Annotated in this window: 20 protein-coding genes and 1 riboswitch; of the genes, 4 read left to right on the forward strand and 16 right to left on the reverse strand. The window is 40.3% G+C overall.

The window, feature by feature from the left end:
• The first annotated feature begins 5 nt into the window (after positions 1 to 5).
• Both M3166_RS08120 and M3166_RS08125 read left to right on the forward strand, forming a co-directional pair.
• Positions 6 to 536, forward strand: a complete 531-nt coding sequence (locus M3166_RS08120; RefSeq protein WP_251689029.1) for a hypothetical protein — start codon at positions 6 to 8, stop codon at positions 534 to 536.
• A gap of 18 nt (positions 537 to 554) precedes the next feature.
• Positions 555 to 2,093: a flotillin family protein gene (locus M3166_RS08125; RefSeq protein WP_251689031.1), complete on the forward strand. Its 1,539-nt coding sequence runs from the start codon at positions 555 to 557 to the stop codon at positions 2,091 to 2,093.
• Positions 2,094 to 2,152: 59 nt separating this feature from the next.
• Here the strand turns inward: M3166_RS08125 and M3166_RS08130 are convergent, their stop codons facing one another.
• From M3166_RS08130 to M3166_RS08185, 12 genes are all read right to left on the reverse strand, one after another.
• Positions 2,153 to 3,223 (reverse strand): branched-chain amino acid aminotransferase, encoded by a 1,071-nt coding sequence (locus tag M3166_RS08130; RefSeq protein ID WP_251689033.1) that lies wholly within the window; start codon positions 3,221 to 3,223, stop codon positions 2,153 to 2,155.
• Between the two features lie 140 nt (positions 3,224 to 3,363).
• Positions 3,364 to 4,038: a hypothetical protein gene (locus tag M3166_RS08135; RefSeq protein ID WP_251689035.1), complete on the reverse strand. Its 675-nt coding sequence runs from the start codon at positions 4,036 to 4,038 to the stop codon at positions 3,364 to 3,366.
• Positions 4,035 to 4,529, reverse strand: coding sequence for an ECF transporter S component (locus M3166_RS08140; RefSeq protein WP_251689037.1), 495 nt, complete (start codon positions 4,527 to 4,529; stop codon positions 4,035 to 4,037). Before M3166_RS08140 ends, M3166_RS08135 begins: the two co-directional genes overlap by 4 nt.
• The gene (locus tag M3166_RS08145; RefSeq protein WP_251689039.1) at positions 4,516 to 4,944 is read right to left on the reverse strand and encodes a bifunctional adenosylcobinamide kinase/adenosylcobinamide-phosphate guanylyltransferase; all 429 of its coding nucleotides are present in this window, start codon (positions 4,942 to 4,944) and stop codon (positions 4,516 to 4,518) included. The genes M3166_RS08140 and M3166_RS08145 overlap by 14 nt, the downstream gene beginning before the upstream one ends.
• The gene (locus tag M3166_RS08150) at positions 4,887 to 5,492 is read right to left on the reverse strand and encodes a histidine phosphatase family protein (protein WP_251689041.1); all 606 of its coding nucleotides are present in this window, start codon (positions 5,490 to 5,492) and stop codon (positions 4,887 to 4,889) included. The genes M3166_RS08145 and M3166_RS08150 overlap by 58 nt, the downstream gene beginning before the upstream one ends.
• Positions 5,465 to 6,238 (reverse strand): adenosylcobinamide-GDP ribazoletransferase, encoded by a 774-nt coding sequence (gene cobS, locus M3166_RS08155; protein WP_251689043.1) that lies wholly within the window; start codon positions 6,236 to 6,238, stop codon positions 5,465 to 5,467. Before cobS ends, M3166_RS08150 begins: the two co-directional genes overlap by 28 nt.
• Positions 6,239 to 6,250: 12 nt before the next feature.
• Positions 6,251 to 6,793 (reverse strand): bifunctional adenosylcobinamide kinase/adenosylcobinamide-phosphate guanylyltransferase, encoded by a 543-nt coding sequence (locus M3166_RS08160; RefSeq protein ID WP_251689044.1) that lies wholly within the window; start codon positions 6,791 to 6,793, stop codon positions 6,251 to 6,253.
• 67 nt (positions 6,794 to 6,860) lie between these two features.
• A complete protein-coding gene (locus tag M3166_RS08165; protein ID WP_251689046.1) occupies positions 6,861 to 7,814 on the reverse strand; it encodes an ABC transporter substrate-binding protein in 954 nt (317 codons plus the stop codon).
• Entirely contained in the window at positions 7,804 to 8,361 is a 558-nt protein-coding gene (locus M3166_RS08170) for a hypothetical protein (protein WP_251689048.1), read from the reverse strand. Before M3166_RS08170 ends, M3166_RS08165 begins: the two co-directional genes overlap by 11 nt.
• A gap of 162 nt (positions 8,362 to 8,523) precedes the next feature.
• Positions 8,524 to 8,705, reverse strand: a riboswitch (cobalamin riboswitch).
• Between the two features lie 65 nt (positions 8,706 to 8,770).
• Entirely contained in the window at positions 8,771 to 9,181 is a 411-nt protein-coding gene (locus M3166_RS08175) for a Fur family transcriptional regulator (protein WP_251689050.1), read from the reverse strand.
• Positions 9,178 to 10,044, reverse strand: a complete 867-nt coding sequence (locus M3166_RS08180; RefSeq protein WP_251689052.1) for a metal ABC transporter permease — start codon at positions 10,042 to 10,044, stop codon at positions 9,178 to 9,180. The genes M3166_RS08175 and M3166_RS08180 overlap by 4 nt, the downstream gene beginning before the upstream one ends.
• 15 nt (positions 10,045 to 10,059) lie before the next feature.
• Positions 10,060 to 10,806: a metal ABC transporter ATP-binding protein gene (locus M3166_RS08185; RefSeq protein ID WP_251689055.1), complete on the reverse strand. Its 747-nt coding sequence runs from the start codon at positions 10,804 to 10,806 to the stop codon at positions 10,060 to 10,062.
• 110 nt (positions 10,807 to 10,916) lie between these two features.
• Between M3166_RS08185 and M3166_RS08190 the strand changes: the two genes are divergently transcribed.
• Positions 10,917 to 11,150, forward strand: a complete 234-nt coding sequence (locus M3166_RS08190) for an isopropylmalate synthase (protein WP_251689056.1) — start codon at positions 10,917 to 10,919, stop codon at positions 11,148 to 11,150.
• 74 nt (positions 11,151 to 11,224) lie between these two features.
• Here M3166_RS08190 and M3166_RS08195 read toward each other — a convergent pair whose 3' ends face one another.
• The 4 genes from M3166_RS08195 to M3166_RS08210 all read right to left on the reverse strand — a co-directional run bounded on the left by M3166_RS08195 (position 11,225) and on the right by M3166_RS08210 (position 15,683).
• Positions 11,225 to 11,857: a pyroglutamyl-peptidase I gene (locus M3166_RS08195; RefSeq protein WP_251689058.1), complete on the reverse strand. Its 633-nt coding sequence runs from the start codon at positions 11,855 to 11,857 to the stop codon at positions 11,225 to 11,227.
• A 13-nt stretch (positions 11,858 to 11,870) separates the two neighbouring features.
• Positions 11,871 to 13,289, reverse strand: a complete 1,419-nt coding sequence (dacB, locus tag M3166_RS08200) for a D-alanyl-D-alanine carboxypeptidase/D-alanyl-D-alanine endopeptidase (protein WP_251689060.1) — start codon at positions 13,287 to 13,289, stop codon at positions 11,871 to 11,873.
• A gap of 126 nt (positions 13,290 to 13,415) precedes the next feature.
• Positions 13,416 to 14,303 carry a deoxyribonuclease IV gene (locus M3166_RS08205; protein ID WP_251689062.1) on the reverse strand — a complete coding sequence of 296 codons (888 nt, stop codon included), beginning with the start codon at positions 14,301 to 14,303 and terminating at the stop codon, positions 13,416 to 13,418.
• A gap of 69 nt (positions 14,304 to 14,372) precedes the next feature.
• Positions 14,373 to 15,683 (reverse strand): DEAD/DEAH box helicase, encoded by a 1,311-nt coding sequence (locus tag M3166_RS08210; RefSeq protein WP_251689064.1) that lies wholly within the window; start codon positions 15,681 to 15,683, stop codon positions 14,373 to 14,375.
• A gap of 158 nt (positions 15,684 to 15,841) precedes the next feature.
• Between M3166_RS08210 and M3166_RS08215 the strand changes: the two genes are divergently transcribed.
• On the forward strand, positions 15,842 to 16,366 hold the full coding sequence (locus tag M3166_RS08215; RefSeq protein WP_251689066.1) for a YqfQ family protein: 525 nt from the start codon (positions 15,842 to 15,844) through the stop codon (positions 16,364 to 16,366).
• Positions 16,367 to 16,455 lie beyond the last annotated feature (89 nt).

Below are 16,455 nucleotides of genomic sequence, written 5' to 3' on the forward strand. Positions count from 1 at the left end.
GCAACTTGTTTGGTTATTCCATTGAAACCATTTATTTAATCATCTTAATCGTTATTGGGTGTTGCACTGTTCTTTACTTATTTTTTGCAGATGTTGCGGATGTCTCCATCGATGGATCACCATTTTTTGACCCAGCTGTAATCCTTTCGTTTATTACGTTTACTTCGGCTGCGGGCTATTTGCTGGAACAGTTTACCGGCTTTACAAGTTTCATCACATTCATCATCGCTCTTATAATTGCGAGTTTATTGACAGCACTTCTTTATTTTTTCCTACTCGTTCCTTTACGTTCTGCGGAAGTATCTCTTGCCTATACAGAAGAATCGCTAGAAGGTCAGGTCGGAAAAGTGATTGTACCTGTTCCTCTTGAAGGCTTTGGGGAGATGGTGATTGAAACGGCAAACGGCATTATATCAAAGCGTGCAGCAAGTTTTCATCAAGTGGAGATTCCATACGACACGCAAGTTTTAATTATTGAGATACGTGATGGTACAGCAATGGTCGCGATTTATGAGAAAGAAGAACTTCAATTTTAGAAACAGGGAGGAATTTTTATGTCAAGTTTGGCAGGTATATCAGGTATTTTAATAGCAGTCGGGGTAGTTGTATTTCTAATTGTCGCTCTTGTAGCCGTCTATATTATGAAATATCGTACAGCCGGTCCGGATGAAGCATTAATCGTAACAGGTAGTTATTTAGGAAGTAAAAATGTACATACCGATGATTCAGGAAACCGCATTAAAATTATTCGCGGTGGTGGTACATTTGTATTCCCGGTTTTCCAGCAGGCGAAACCACTTAGTCTACTTTCAAGCAAACTGGAAGTAACAACTCCGGAAGTCTATACTGAGCAAGGTGTTCCTGTTATGGCTGACGGAACAGCAATCATCAAAATCGGTGGTTCAATTTCAGAAATCGCAACTGCTGCCGAGCAATTCTTAGGAAAAGATAAACAGGAACGCGAAAGTGAAGCTCGCGAAGTACTGGAAGGTCACTTACGTTCGATTTTAGGATCGATGACAGTTGAAGAAATTTATAAAAACCGTGATAAGTTCTCGCAGGAAGTACAACGTGTCGCATCTCAGGATTTAGCGAAAATGGGATTGATCATTGTATCATTTACAATTAAAGATGTTCGTGATAAAAACGGCTATTTGGATTCTCTAGGTAAGCCTCGAATCGCTCAAGTGAAACGTGATGCCGATATCGCAACTGCTGAAGCAGACAAAGAAACACGTATTAAACGTGCTCAGGCAGCTCAGGAAGCGCAACAGGCTGAATTAGAGCGTGCTACTGAAATTGCGGAAGCGGAGAAAAATAATCAGTTAAAAGTGGCTGAATACCGCCGTGAGCAGGATATCGCAAAAGCCCGTGCCGACCAGGCGTACGAATTGGAATCTGCACGTGCTAAACAGGAAGTAACAGAACAGGAAATGCAAGTACGAATTATTGAACGTCAAAAGCAGATCGAATTAGAAGAAAAAGAAATTCTGCGTCGTGAAAAGCAATATGATTCAGAAGTAAAGAAAAAAGCAGATGCGGATCGTTATGCAATTGAACAAAACGCAGAAGCACAAAAACGTAAAGAGCTTGCGCAGGCAGATGCGGAGAAATACCGTATTGAAGCACAGGCTCAAGCTGAAGCAGAACGCATTCGTTTAGATGGTCTGGCGAAAGCAGATGCAGAGCGTGCACAAGGTACAGCTGAGGCTGAGATTATCCGTCTACGCGGTCTTGCGGAAGCAGAAGCAAAAGAGAAAATTGCAGAAGCGTTTGAACAATACGGTCAGGCGGCTGTCCTTGATATGATTGTTAAAATGTTACCGGAATACGCAAAACAAGTTGCTAGCCCGCTTTCAAATATCGATAAGATTACAGTTGTTGATACAGGTGGCGGTGCAAACGGCGGTGCTGGTAAAGTGACGGGTTATGCGACTGATTTAATGGCCGGCTTACAGGAAACATTAAAAGCCTCTTCCGGTATTGATGTTAAAGAACTAATTGAAACATATGTCGGAAAAAATGCATTTGAAAAATCGGCAATAATTCCTCGGGAAGACTTTTCACGCGTTGAAGAAATCCTTGAAAAATAATTAGTTCAATAAAAAATACAGCATTCTTCCAAAACGGAAAATGCTGTATTTTCTTTTTATTAAATTTTAACCGTCCAGCCAAATGTATCTGCAACTTTACCGTATTGGATGCCTGTTAATGTATCGTAAAGCATTTGCGTTACTTCACCGATCTGGCCGTTGTTGACAGAAATGATTTCATCCAGCCATTTCAGCTCCCCTACCGGCGAAATTACAGCTGCTGTTCCTGTACCGAATGCCTCTTCCAATGTGCCGTTTTTAGCCGCTTCTACAACCTCTTCAAAGGCAATTGCACGCTCTTCAATCGGAATATTTTTTGATTTTAAAACTTCAATCATCGAATCGCGAGTAATCCCTGGTAGAATACTGCCGTTTAATGCAGGTGTAATAACTTTTCCTGAAATTTTAAAGAAGATGTTCATACTGCCGACTTCTTCTACGTATTTATTTTCCTTACCGTCCAGCCATAATGTTTGAGAATAGCCTTGTTGTGCAGCAATTTCTGAACCTTTTAAGCTCGACGCATAGTTGCCGGCTGTTTTCGCTTCACCCGTACCGCCAACTACGGCACGTACGTATTGCTGTTCTACTAATATTTTAACCGGGTTAATGCCTTCTTTATAATAAGACCCAACCGGTGACATAATAATCATAAATTTATAGCTTTTCGCAGGATTTACTCCTAAATAGCTTTCTGTCGCAATAATAAATGGTCGAATATAAAGAGATGTACCTGGAGATGTCGGAACCCATTCGCGATCTACACGAAGTAATTCTTTTAATGCTTCTAATGCAAAATCCTCGTCAATCGGAGGAATGCAAAGGCGTGCATTGGAAGAATTTAATCGTTGGAAGTTACGGTCCGGGCGGAATAACTGGACTTCACCATCTTCTGTCATATATGCTTTCAAACCTTCAAATACCGCTTGTCCATAATGGAATACCATCGCAGCAGGACTTAATGTAATCGGAGCATATGGTGTAATTGTCGCATTATGCCATCCTTTTCCATCTTCATAATCCATAACAAACATATGGTCAGTAAAAATTTTACCAAAACCAAGCTGTTCTGCAGGTGTTTTTTGTTTTCTATTTGTTGATAACTCAGTTGTAATTTGGTATGTTGTCATAATTTCAGGCTCCTTAACTAATTTAAGTTGATACACTCTATCATACCACGTTATTTTTAGAAAATTTAGTATTTTTTAATTTCCGTCAAAAAATATTTTTTTCTAGCAGTTCCATTAGTTTTCGAGCAAATTTCTTACAATCATTTTTTAGCTTTTACAAGTTTACTAACAGGTGCTGTCATGTTAGTTTTGAAAATTTCTTCATGCTCTTTTTTCACAGCAACTAACACCGCACATGATGGACCTGCAGAGCTGGTTAAATCGACATGAGCTGTAAAATTTTCTCCGGCAAAACGTATTATTTCTGCCCCGATTCCTTTAGAACCTGTTGGCCATATTGCTTGAATCATACCGTTGACCAGTCCTTCATATAACTCATCTAACTGGGCTATTTTGTGGGGATTTTCTATCACCTCATTTCCGACAAGCGGTTCGCCGACAACATAGAACTCGCAATGGTTCGTATTTCGTGCGAATTGCTTTTTCCCAAGCATCGTGAGTGAGACAGCTGACTGAAGCGACTGAAAATTCGTTTCACTCGAGCCCATTAAAGAAGGCATCTCCAGCCCCATTTCGGAAAATGCCTTTTTAAAACCTTGCTCATATTCTGTCCAGATATCATCGCCTGAAAAGTTGGCCATTAATAACTGTACCGGTATTGCACCCGCGCAAAGTTGCTCTAAAATAGCCGTACGAGCGGTAAAATAAGCGGTAATTTCATTTGGGACATTTACAATATCGTGCTCTTTTGTGCCGATACAACCCGAATTATCAATCGATACGACTAACCCGTTAACTTCAATCGCATTTCTCATACATTAACCCCTACCCGCTGCACCACCGTTTTCAATACAGGCATGACAAGTATCGCGATAAGACAGTTCACAGCTGTAGCAATTGTTAATGAGGCAATCGAGCCGATGTAAAATGCCGGAGAAATAATAAAATAAAACGGAATTGGTGCAATGACCCCATTTGCGATTATTACAAAGATCCATTTTAAAATATGTTGGCCTTTTTGATGCATAATCGCAAAAATCGCAACGATAATAAACATTTCCGCTGCAATTAAAAGATGTAAAACGCCTAGCGGAAAGCCGGATGTGAGACCTGTCGCGATATGTCCGAGTGCTCCTGCCGCGCCGGCAAAAACTGGCGGTAGAAAGATTGCGCTAATAAGAGCGGGGGCAGAATCGAGTGCAGCTGTTCCGACTATCCCTACCGGCACTTTAATAAAACTCCCAATCACACAAATTGCCGCAATCAATGCTGTTAAAATAATTAAACGTAATTTAGTTTTGTCCATGAGAATCTCCTTTTAAAATTTGTGGTATGCCGTACCATACACGAATAACTGTATGTGCTTCATTACAAAGCTTCTGATAAAGCCGGCCGCATGTATCTCTTAATTGCCGTGTGTCTTTTTCAAGCGGTACAACGCCGCGGCTCGTATCTGTACAAATACAGAACAGTTCTGCCCGCTCTGCAATTTGTATAATCTGTTCGAAAATTTGCTGGGCAGCCTTTTCTTCCGGTTCATGAAGAAGTGGTAAAATCATTTGTTCAAAATTACTTATTATGTAGCGCTCGTTTTCATTTATATTTTCAAGTTTTGCCAAGTGGCCTTCACAAACAATCAGTTCTTTTGCAGGTAACTGTTCAATCAATTTTTCTGCATATTTTCGTTTACCGTTATGTGCGCCTCCGAGTATAACGTACATCTCGCACCTCCTATGAGTTCATCTACCGAATCCCAGCCAAGTGTAAAAATCGTACGATGATTGGCCACTGTTTGCTGAAAAGTTTGCTCCTTCATTCCGTATATGGCAAGTAATAATCGAATTACTCCTCCGTGTACGATGAACGTATATTCCTTCTTTTCATTTACAATCTTATGAAAGCCATCCAATACTCGCTGCTTGAATTGGAAAAATGTTTCTCCGTTCGGGATCGGGTTTTCAAGCGGATCATCAATCCAAGCCCGGTATGTTTCATTATGCTGTAATTGTTCATATGTACACATTTCAAAGTCCCCAAAATGCAGCTCACGCAAATATTGAGATGCGATAAATTCAGCATTCGGAAAATAACATTGTGCAGTCTCATGACATCTCTGTAAATCGCTCCCATATACAATAGCAGGCTGTAGATCGATTTCGGCTTCCACTTTTTTCAGTATCGGCTCATCTGTCCAGCCAATATATTTGCGCTCCACATTTGCTTTCGTTTTTTCGTGCCTGATTAAATGCACAGTAATATCGTTAGCCATAGTACAACCTCCAACCCTTCACCGAGTGCACCGAGTAAATCACCTGTTACACCGCCAAAATGTTTCTTTGACCAATTGCGATAAATAAATACGGCGAACAGCATCACGACCACTAAAATAAACAAGCTGAAAACGCCAATGTAAAACCAGCACACAAATGCAAGGATACTTTGAACGCCGATTAAAACAGCAAGCTTATTTTGAATGACGATCCCTTTAAAATAAGCAGCGAGTCCCTTTTCCTTTGCTGGCTGCATCGTCACAAAATATAGCAGCATCCCCATTCTCGCTATAAAGGGAATGAAGATTAAAAACGGCACAATCGCCAATTGACCATGCAACAGCATTTCATAAATAACGCCGATTTTTAATACGAGTAAGCAAAAAACACTAATAACCCCAAAAGCGCCTGTACGTGGATCATCTAATATTTCCAGCCGTTTCTCTTTTTCTCCATAGGAAAAGAACGCATCGCTCATATCGATCCACCCGTCTAAATGCAGCCCCCCGGTCAGGACGATCAACCCGATAACAATCAAAATCGCCAACAGCAGCTCCGAAATTTCACTATAGCGAGATAGTATCAATACACCACTACTAATTATGGCTCCAATCAGCAATCCGACAATCGGCAAAAATCCATACATCCATGTAACAGATTTCGAATTCATATCCAGCTGTTTCTTAATCGGCACTGCCGAAAAAAACTGCCACGCTAATAAAAAACCGCTCCAACTATTTTTCAACTTGTTTCCTCCTTACTTCCACCGCTGTACAAGCTGAAATTGTACTTCATATGCTTCATCACTATTTTGGACAATCCATTGATGTAACTCACCCAACAATTTACGATATAAATTTACCTCATCATATTGTGAAGGCAATTCATCCAGCACTTCATTTGATACAACTATTATTGTAGCACCTTGCTTCCGCCAAGTTAGCAATTGCTTTTGCAGCGATTCGATACATTTATCGATATATTCGCTATTTTCATTTTCTTTTTCATATGTATAAAGTACATTCGAAAGCCATGTTGTCACACATTCAAAAAGCACAACTGCATCATTAGATAGCTGCCCGATCGCTAAAGGAACTTCGACTTGCATTTCCACTGTGTTCCAGTTGATGTTCTGAGTTTCACGGTCCTGCTGATGGCGGATTATCCGTTTTTTCATTTCATCATCAAAGGATACGCCTGTCGCGACATAGTAGAGCGTCTTTTTATCACCTAATTGCCTTGCATATTTCTCTGCAAAAGCACTTTTACCGCTGCGTACACCACCGGTTATAAAAATCAATGGTATCCCTCCTTAAACATTGTAAAAAGAACATGCCTAAACTAAGGCATGCCCTTCTATTCTATACTTATTTAAACAGTTCCGGATATACTGATTGTGCCATAATTTCAACTGCTTCACCAATACGCGGTCCAGGACGCGACATAATATCTCCATCGACTAAATAAACCGCCTGATCTGTGACTGCCTGTATTTTATCCCAGCCTGTACGTCCAAGAATCTCATCAACTGCATTTTCCAAATAAGTTGCTGGCGTAATAATAATTTCAGGATTACGAGTAATGACATCTTCTTCCGTTACACTAATCCAGCTCGTCTGATCAGCAAAAATATTCTCAACATTTGCGTGGTCCATTATTTCCTGCTGGAACGTACTGCTGCCGGTAGTCCAAAGATCCGGAGCTGGTGACACTTCATAATATGCTTTTTTCTTCGTATCAAGTGTCGCTGTTTTTTCCTGTACTGTATCGATTTGTGCCTTAATGTCGGCTACAACTTCTTCTCCTTTATGTTCGACACCCATTACTTCAGACAGTTGGATAATATCCGAATAAACATCATCAAATGTCGCCGCCGAAGCAATTACAAACACTTTTAAACCTGCATCTTCCAATTGGGTAATTTGTGTTTCCTCACCGATTGTGTAAGCTATAACGACATCCGGATCTAATTCAACGATTCGTTCTGCATTAATGACAGTAGAAGTCGACACACGTTCAATTTCTTGTGCGGCTTCCGGATATGTATCAAATTCTGTTGCACCGATAATTTGTTCTCCAACGCCCAGTTCAAACAAAATTTCTGTATTGCTTGGCTGTAGAGAAATAATCTTTTCCGGTACTTCATCGAATGTCACTTCAACACCACGGTCATCTACAACTGTATACGGTGCTCCATCATTTTCCGATGCAGTCTGCTCTTCTTTTTCCGCTTTGCCAGCTGTTTTTTCCTCATCTGATCCACATGCTGCCAGTAATAATGTTGCTGCTAAAGCAACGACCCATTTGTTATTAATTTTCATTTGTTGTAACTCCTTTTTTCTTTTTCGTTGGATAGGATTTTGAGATAAATGGAATTTCCACTTGTTGATGCTGCTGATTGATATAGACCGCCATTACAAAAAATACATTGGCAAGCAGCCCTAGAAAATCAAACAGAATTTCATCCACTTCTCTTTCTTCACTCACTTTATGTAATGCTCTGTAAGACTTTTTCGCCTCACTCCGGCAAATATGCAATCTCGCTGCACTTTCAATACCTTGTGGAAGTACAAACTGCTGAATCGTTTCCCCGACTTCACTTACATAAAAATCGTAGCGGTCGCTTAACCATTGCAAATCCTCAGGTGTAATGGCTAATTTACCACGTACCGAACCATTGGCATGATAGGCTAACGGTTGAATCACCCTCAAGTCCTCCAAAACGACTTGACCGGATGCATCATCGACTAACGTTGGAAAAACTGTACCGATGCGCGTTGTTAAAGAATCGGTGCGAATTTCATAATCGACACAGCTTGATTTTTCCCGCATAAACGGATAGCAGGAAAAACGGATATCCTTTTTCATAAAATTCTCCTCACTTCATGTAATGCCTCACCGAAAATATTGAGTGTACGAAAAAAAAGCCACCCATGAGAAAATGGATGGCTTCAAAAATCAAACAAGAATGCAAAATGTTGCTTATTCAATCAGTGACTGCCGTACATTCTCTTTAATTCCGAAGAGGGATGTTACGATAAGAAAAAGATTGGTCTCCTGGCTCTGCGTTTCACTTTACTCATAAGTACCTTCCCGCTATATTAGCAGTGGTCTCACACTTATTTTCATCAACGCTTACAGTTACGGATATAGCTTCGGATTTGCACCGAATTCCCATTTATGCATAATGCATCTTTTTCCTGCAAATTTATTCAATTTGTCTTAATCACTTTAGCATATAAAAAAAATTATGCAAATAAATATTTACTACAGCTACCTACAAACATTCCGGACATTTCCCGTAAATCTCAAATTTATGGGCCTCCACAGCATAACCCGGCAGTTTTTCACCGAGCATTTCCATCGGGCAAACAGACAGTTCTTTTACTTTCCCGCAATCACGGCAAATAAAATGGTGGTGATGGTGATCCGACTCACAATGCATACGGAAATTACGCTCACCGTTTAATTCTGTTTCTTCTAAAATATCAAGCTCCACAAAAGTAGCCAAGTTACGGTAAATTGTATCGAAACTCATCCCAGGGAAATCTTTTTTCAATACCGATAACAAATCACGGGCAGTCAAATATTTTTCTGTAGCTGCAAACATACCCAAAATCAACTCTCGTTTATCCGTCTTTTTATAGCCATTTTCCTTTAATATTTCCCACGCGCGCGCTGCATTCACAGTACTTTTTCCCCTTCCGATTTAATAGTTAATTTCAACACAAGTTTTTTTATTAAAATTACTGACAGCAAGATTAAAATGGATGTGACAACAATTGTTCCACCTGGTGCCAAGTTTAAGTAAAAGGCAGAAACGAGTCCAATTACTACGGCCAGCTCTCCAAATACAATCGCTAAAATGATTGCTTCTTTAAAGCCGCGAGCTAATCGCATCGCTGCTGCTACCGGTAATGTCATTAAGCTTGAAACAAGCAAAATTCCGACAATACGCATACTTGCTGCGATTACGAGTGCGACAACAACCATAAAGATTAGATGAATCCATTTCGCGGGTAAACCGCTCGCTTTCGCATATTCTTCATCAAACGACAATACGAAAAGTTCTTTAAAAAATAGTATTAAAAATAATACAACTACGACTGCAATTGCCAGTACAACATATAAATCCTGGCGTGATACAGCAGATACAGAGCCGAATAAATAACTCATTAAATCCGCATTAAATCCGCTTGCAAGTGAAATAAAAATGGCACTCACACCGATTCCACCCGACATAATAATCGGAATCGCAAGTTCTTCATAATGTTTATATAGTCTACGTAATCGTTCAATTAAAATCGAACCACTTACAGATGCGACAATCCCTAGATAAATCGGGTTCAGTAATGCCAGCGCTGCAAACGATTGGCTCAAATACAGGCTCCCTGCAAGCCCCGCCAAAGTGACATGCGACAGTGCATCTGCAATAAGCGATAAACGTCTTACTACGATAAATACACCTAATAGTGGTGCGATTACTCCAATAACTAGCCCTGAGAAAAAGGCGTTTTGTAAAAATTCATAGTTTAATATAGCTTCAATCATAACGGCCTGCTCCTCTTAATGAATCTTTCGAACAGAGTGGCCGTTCCAGCTAGCAATCTGTTCTTCCGAAATCGTATCAAAATCATTTTTGTATCCGTGAAAATGGATCGACTGATTTAAGCATGCGACATGACTGACACGATCCGAAACCGTGTCCACATCGTGTGTAACTAAAATCATTGTCATATTGTGATGCTTATTTAAATGTGCGAGCATATCATAGAATGCCTGCACATTTTCGCGGTCAATTCCGACTGTCGGTTCATCCAAAATAAGGAGCTTCGGATCGGACACTAATGCACGTGCGATGAACACACGCTGCTGCTGCCCTCCGGAAAGCTGACCAATATTCCGTTTTAGAAATTTCTCCATGCCGACATCTTTTAGAGCACCTTTCACTAGAAAGTCCGCATCTTTTGGATAGCGTTTAAAGAGCCCGACCTTTTGCGATAAACCGCTTTTCACGACTTCTTCGACGGTTGCAGGAAACCCCGAGTTAAAGGCATTGGATTTCTGCGAAACATAGCCAATCCATTCGCGGTGTTTAAAATGGTTTGCTTGTTCGCCAAATAATTTAATTTCCCCTGACATGGGCTTTAACAGTCCTAAAATTAATTTCAATAGTGTCGATTTTCCGGAACCGTTTTGACCGATTAACGCCAAAAAGTCGCCTTCATTGACACGTAGCGAAATATTTTTCAATGCTTGTGTGTATTCATATTGAAAGGAAACATCCTTCAATTCAATCAATGGTTTTTTCATTTCGTTCGCTTCTTTCTAATTCAAAATCATTACGATTTACATCATGTTAGTATAATGCAGATTTTTGTTCATGTAAAGGGAATAAACTTGAAAGGATGAAGACAATTCAAATGCTACAATGGTTTGATAACTTAAAAGGAATGAATGACAGCCAGCTGCAGGATTTTGCAAAACAACAGGGGCTTGAATTGAGCATTGAAGAAGTTCAGAAGCTGCAAAAAATTTTGAAGCATGCCAATATAAGCTGGGCTCTTACCGGCGTTCCAAAAGAGGTTTTACAAAAAATTCATAAGCTGCTTGGGGATAAACGCTATAAAAAATTGATGAAGCTAGTCGGATTGTAAAAATTTATATAATATGAAAAAGAAAAGCAACAGTTGTACTGTTGCTTTTCTTACTATTTGATAATGAATTTAACTTAAAGCACTTTATCTGCCAGCTCCACGTTTTCAACACATACTTCGAGTGCCAGTTCAATGGCAGCCGTCAAATCACGCATTGACCAGCCTGGAATTCGGCCATGCTTAATCGCCAGCTCAAACGATGCAGGGATGTGGATAAATCCTGTTGCTCGTATCGCTTCATTCTTAGCAGCATAGTACAAGCCTTCATACATAATATTATTGCATAAATACGTTCCGGCTGAATTCGATATGGCTGTCGGATAACCTGCAGAATTTAAGCGGTTGACAATTTTGCGAATCGGCAATGTCGACAAATACGCAACGTCCCCATCTTCTTTAATCGGTGCATCTTCAAATCTATTTCCCGCATTGTCTTTTTCCCCGTCTTTTACATTCAATGCAACCCGTTCCGGAGAAATTTTCGTAATGCCTGCAGCTAATCCTAATGAAACGATTATCGTCGGTTTTACTTCTTCGACCAGTGCCATAAACTGTTCCGGTGCTTTTGCAAAGTCCACAGATAATACATGGCCAACAATTTCAAACTGGCCGATAGATTTTCCGTTCAGTGCCTGCACGACTTCCATTGTAGGGTTAATCGGATTTGATAAAAACGGTTCAAATCCTGTTAATAGTAATTTCTCCATCTGTTTTGCCCCTCTATAAGTTCTTTACAAGCGCTGCCATAGTACGGTCAATATATACTGTGCCATTCGATTTGTTTTCCAGTAAAATCGAGAAAATATATTGTTTTCCGCTTTGGCCTTTCATATATCCCGATAAAGTATATACATTCGGGATATAGCCCGTTTTCGCATAAATTCTATTTTGCAACGCACTGCTTGTTAAACGGCTTTTTAGTGTTCCGCCAATCATGCGATCTTTATTGCCGGCGACTGGCAACGAATCAAAAAATGTACCGAAATACGGTTCTTTTTGAACTTTGTAAAGAAGCTGTGAAAGACCGTTTGATGTTACACGGTTAGAATTGGATAGTCCCGAACCATCTGCAAAACGCCAGTTATTCACTGGAATATTCATTGATGCACTGTATTTCTTCAGTAAAGTGACACCTTTATTTGTACTGCCTTCCCCTAGTTGCTGCTTGCCCATTGTTTTTACAAGAATATCGGCAATACTGTTATTGCTCAGCTTCATAAATGCCGGGAAAATGGCTGCTAACGTACGTGATTCATTTGTATGGAGCAATGTTGCCTTTTGGGGAACTTTCCCTAATTCTACTTTCGAACTCTTCACAAACTTTAAACCTGTTCCTTGCAGCGTCTGTTTAATTGCCTGCATTGTATTTTTCGACGGGTCCTGCAATGTTACCCATTCCTTTTTGCTGCTCCCTTGTGGAAGGTTTCCGGAAATAATAATGCGGTTCGTGTTGTAGGCACGTTTGATTGATATCGTATTGCGATTTCCTTTACTTACTGTTTTTGCTTGATTGGAAATGACCATACCGCTTAAATTCGGTTCAATCGAATAGCTCGGTTTAGCCCCAACTTTACCAGGATTTGCAGTAATGATAACTGTACTCGCATCAAAGTCATTGTTTTGTGACATTGTGATTGCAGAAGTACGTGCACCGAAGTAATACGTCTCATCCGACTTTAGAACACCCGGTGGTAATGTACTTCCGGAAAATGCGGTATCATCACCGATTAAGTGACCATTGATTGTACGTATACCATTGCGCTTCAATACTTTGGCAAACTCCAAAAAATCATCTTTTTTCAATGTCGGATCGCCACTGCCCTTTATGTATACATTTCCATTTAACGTATCGTTGACAATAATGCCGTCGATATAAAAATTCGTTTTAAAACGATAGTCCTCTCCTAAAATCGACAATGCGGCAGCACCTGACACTAACTTCATATTCGAAGCTGGTCGCATCAGCTTGTCCCCGTTTTGCGAGTAAACGATTTTCCCGCTCTCCGCGTCACGTATCGTCACCGCTGCATTACTTTTCCCTAAATGCGTTGTAACCGCACCATTGACCGATGCGAAACTTTGGATAGGCAATGAAAAGAATAATGCTAATAAAATGACGAGCTGAAATATTTTTTTCATTAACTGGTTCCTCCTTTTGAATATTGCTAATTTACAGTTAACTCATTATAACAAATTATGTCATAAAAAACGCAAAAAAACATACTTTGCATCAAATTTGTGCCAAGTATGTTTTTCTTATTCTTATTATTCGCGCATTGCATCAATTAATGCTGGTTGGAATTCACTATTACGAAGCATCGCAATTTCGTGTGAATATGGCGCTTTTTTGTTTTTAGCATCCGGACCGACAAATGGTGTTTCCAATATTTTCGGTAAATGCATTAACTGTGGATGATGGACAATATAGTGCATCGCATCAAAACCGATTTCACCAAAACCGATATTTTCATGACGGTCTTTCGCAGCGCCGCACACATTTTTCGAATCATTGACGTGCAGTACTTTTAAACGGTCCAACCCGATAATTTTGTCGAAATCATTTAACACACCGTCAAAGTCATTGACAATATCGTAGCCGGCATCATGGATATGACAAGTGTCCATACAAATCGACAGGCGCTCATTGTTTGTTACACCATCGATAATACGTGCCAACTCTTCAAATGTACGACCGATTTCAGTGCCTTTGCCTGCCATTGTTTCGAGTGCAATCTGTACAGGGTAGTCCTGTGTCAGCACTTCATTTAAACCTTCTACAATACGTTCAATACCCGCATCAACGCCTGCACCGACATGGGCACCCGGATGCAGCACGATTTGAGTTGCTTCCAATGCAGCGGTACGTTTAATTTCTTCCTGCAAAAAGTTTACGCCAAGCTCAAAGGTTTCCGGCTTTGTCGTATTCCCTAAATTAATAATATAAGGTGCATGAACAACAATGTTCGACAGGCCGTTTTCTTTCATATGGAGCAGGCCCTTCATAATATTCAGCTCTTCAATCGGCTTTCTGCGCGTATTTTGAGGTGCGCCTGTATAGATCATAAAAGTATTGGCACCATAGCTTAAAGCTTCTTCACTGGCACCTAGCAGCATTTTTTTTCCGCTCATTGAAACATGTGAACCTAATAACATTCTACTTTCCTCCATTTAACAAACAAACAGGCTGCGTAGAAATATCTTTCTAAGCAGCCCCTTGCAAAATTATCTATTGTTGCGGCGCGCTTTAATACGGCGTTCGCGTTTTTTCACTTTTTCCATTTCCCACTTCATATTACGTTTATAGCCTGGTTTAACTTTCTTCGGCTTACGTACTAGGGCTTTGGCTTTAGCATCGATCTCATCTTCTTTACGCTCACCTTTACGGTTTGCACGTTGGTGACGGTCTTTTAACTCAGACCATTCGCCATTTTTAATATCTTTTTGTACAAATGGGATTCCCATTTTTTCGATGCGTACAACTGCATCCTCATCTTCCGGCTGGTATAACGTAATCGCTGTTCCTTTTGAGCCGGCACGTGCTGTACGTCCAACACGGTGAATGAAGAACTCAAGATCTTCCGGGATTTCGTAGTTGATGACATGCGAAATTCCTTGAATATCAATACCACGCGCAGCTAAATCTGTTGCTACGATATATTGGAACTCAAGATCACGTACTTGCTTCATCATTTTTTTACGGTCACGAGGACTTAAATCACCGTGGATTTGTCCTGCACGGATACCTTGTTCTGCTAAAAATCCTGCTACAGCTTCTGCATTTTTACGTGTGTTACAGAAAATAACAGCAAGGAATGGATTGATTCCCTTAATCACTTCAAGTAAACGCGTATTGCGTGCTTTCGAACGAACAGGTACTAATACAAAATCAATACCTTCCGCTACCGGGCGTTTGTCATTCATATGAATATGGACTGGTGAATCCATGTATTTCTTTAAGAATGGTTTTAATTTTTCCGGAATTGTCGCTGAGAAAACGAACATTTCAAGCTTTTCAGGCATATGCGACGCAAAGCCGTCAATATCCTCAATGAAGCCCATGTCAAATGCCAGATCTGCTTCATCGACAACTAAAATCGGCGCAGTGTGAACGAGCAATGCATTTTCTTTAACCAAATCTTTAATACGACCAGGTGTACCTACAACGATTTGCGGCTGTGTTTTTAAACGGTCGATTGTACGTTGTTTGTCCGTACCACCGATAAATAATTTTGTTGAAATTTCCGTTCCTTCAACAAGCTGGTTTAACGCATCAAAAATTTGTTGTGCCAGTTCACGTGTCGGCGATGTAATAACCGCCTGTACTTCTTGTTTTTCTTCTACGATACGCTCTACGATTGGCAATAAAAAACTATGTGTTTTTCCTGTACCTGTATGAGCTTGTCCGATTGCACTCTTACCTTTTAATACGAGTGGAATCATTTCTTTTTGAATGGGTGTCGGCTCTGTAAATCCAAGCTTTGCAATGGCGTCCTGCAAAAATGGCTTGAATTGATAATCAGTATATTTTGACATTCACGTACCTCCTTACATCTTTCCTATTGTACCATAATTCGTACATTTAAGTGACCATCTGCATATCATAACGGTAAATAGTTTCAACGTCAAACAGTTGGGACGAATTTATGAAAGAAAATTGAAATATCATGTCGATTTTTAGAAAGGAGTTTAATATGCGCCCACCTTATTACTTTCCACCTCAAGGAATGATGAATCAAATGCCGGTTGCACCACGTTTTCCAATGTATGCACCATACATGATGCGAGGCCCAAGTCCAGGGGGAGGTCCGATTCCCGGAATAGGTTCTATTCCTGGAGCTGGTCAGTTTATGGACCAAATGCCGATTCCGCCTCAAGCACCCGTGCAAGGTGCAGCAGGTGTACCGAAGCTCGAGGGATTTTTATCAGGAGCAAACTCTTTATTTAATAATGCCCAAAAGTTCACACCTTATTTTCAGCAGGCAGCTCCAATGTTTAAAAATCTGCCCGCTTTATGGCGTTTATATAAAGGATTTAAGGATACATCGGACCCACTGGAGTCTTCTACTGTTTCAATGCCGCAGGAACGACCAAGAGAGAGAGATAGAATGAGAGAAAGAGGAAATCCGCGAGGCAATCGTCGAGAAGAAGAGCCAGTTCAGGAGAAAATTACAACAAAACCTTCATTACCAAAAATATTTCAGCCTCCTTTTGAATAACACCAGAAAAAGCTACCCCAAGCAAATGAGTGCAGATTCGTCATTTCTAATACGAGTCCTCTCTTATGCATAATGGAGTAGCTTTCTAT

The organism is Solibacillus isronensis, from assembly GCF_023715405.1.
In the GTDB taxonomy this organism is placed as follows: Bacteria; Bacillota; Bacilli; order Bacillales_A; family Planococcaceae; genus Solibacillus; species Solibacillus isronensis_B.